Source organism: Algoriphagus sediminis (assembly GCF_030403435.1).
Taxonomy (GTDB): domain Bacteria; phylum Bacteroidota; class Bacteroidia; order Cytophagales; family Cyclobacteriaceae; genus Algoriphagus; species Algoriphagus sediminis.
In genome coordinates, this window is sequence record NZ_JAUEPH010000017.1 from 1 (window position 1) to 1,831 (window position 1,831).

Genomic DNA, 1,831 nt, shown 5'->3' on the forward strand with positions numbered 1-1,831 from the left:
GCCGGATCCATATTCGTCGTGAAGTACAGACGCTTTGCCTCTTCGTCTACAAACGGATGCATCACCGCATAGCCGATCGAATCATTGAACGGTACCGGGCTAAAGCCCGACAGCGAACCATCTTCGGCTACCATGCTATAATAGATCTCAGGGAATATCTCAATGTCTCTGTCTTTCTTTGCCTTCTTGATGTCCCGGGTCACCGAGTAAAACAACACCCCTTCTTCCTTGGCAAAACTCGGGTCCGAGAAGTTAAGCGCACTCGGTACATTCGAGATCACCTCGGTGATGTTGCCCTCTTCGTCTTCCTTGTATACACTAAAATATTCTCTCCCGGTATAATCCTGCTTCTCTTCGCTGAAGTACTTGTTCCTTCCGTCGATTCGGATGCTTGGCATCTCATCCACATAGCTTCCTCCCCGGTCAGAGACAAAATACTTGTTCCCATCTGCATCCATCACCAGACCAAAGTCTGATTCTGTACTGTTCAGCGCTTCCACATTCTCCGGCTTTACATTGCCTTTGCTCTTGATTTCAGGAAACGGCGAAACACTCGGAAGACTGTCATTCGGGAACCTGGAAGACAACGCACTCTCCGCATCTTCCAGATTACCGGTCAATCGAGCTGCCTTCAGATAGCCCAGCCATTGTTCTTGTCCGGCTTCTTCATACCCTACCGCGGTCTCCCACCACTTGTAGCTGTTATCATAGTCCCTGATCTCGTCATAGGTCTCTGCGATCGCCTGCGCCGTACTCATCTTCGGCTTCTTCGCATACGCCTCTTCGTACACCTTGATCGCTGTCTTATAGTTCAGCTCTGACTTCAACGACTCCGCATAACGAAGCTTCCCTTTCTGAGCCGTCGTTTCTGCCACCGAAAACAACAACACGATGGCAGATGCGCTTAATATCTTTACTAGTCTTTTCATCTTTAGAACCATCTTTGATTTCTCATTACTGCTTTCCTTGGTGTCATGTAGAACCCGATCGAAAACTCATGCGAGTTGTTGCGGTAATCCTGCAACACGTTCAGGTTATGGTCATACGCATATCCGATTCTCAATCGGTCCGTGGGGAAAATCTCGATCACCGCCGCCACTGCGTTCCGGTTACTCAAGTTCTCCTGCAAATTGTCATTCCAGATCTTCATGTTGCTCCGGTAAGAGCCTCCTACCCAGATCCGCTCGTAGAACAGGAACATCGCGTTGATGTCGTAATTCGTAGGCGCTCCCTTCACTTCCTTGATCAAAAAGCTCGGCTTGAACTTCACCGCCTCACCCAAATCAAACAGGTAACCGGCCGTCAGATAGTAGTGGAAGTCATGATAGGCCAGCGCCACGTCTTCTCGCTCCAGCGCCCGCTTGCCGATCATGTTATACACACTGAAGCCCGCATAGAACTTATCGGTATGAAAGAATAAACCGGAATTCAGGTTCGGGGTAAATAAGTTGATCGTACCTTCTGGAATCTCTGAATCCGGAAAATCATTCGGATCCAACAAATCCCCATCGATCGCATATTCACTCACGCCGGCACTCACACCCAAGCCCAACCAGCTGTTCTTGCCTGTCTGGATCCGGTACGCATAGGTCAGCAAGCCTCCCGTCGTACGCGCTGGCCCCAGATTGTCACTCATTATCGAGAAACCAAAGCCCATCGTACCCTCGTTGGCTGCCAAGTCCGCCGTGAACGTGAACGTCTCCGGAGCTCCCGGAAAATTGATCCACTGACTCCGGTACGTACTCTGCAAATAAGGCTCTCCCTTATATCCAGCATACCCCGGATTCACATGCAAACCGTTAAAAATGTATTGGCTGAACTGAGGCAACTG

At 49.8% G+C, this 1,831-nt stretch carries 1 protein-coding gene and 1 pseudogene; both read right to left on the reverse strand.

Translation table 11 applies throughout. From position 1 onward, the window contains the following. Positions 1-929: pseudogene (locus tag QVH07_RS17640) on the reverse strand (OmpA family protein); the annotation flags it as partial. Positions 930-931: 2 nt separating this feature from the next. Then, positions 932-1,831: PorP/SprF family type IX secretion system membrane protein (locus tag QVH07_RS17645; protein WP_290003146.1), on the reverse strand; the 900-nt coding region annotated here is incomplete at its 5' end.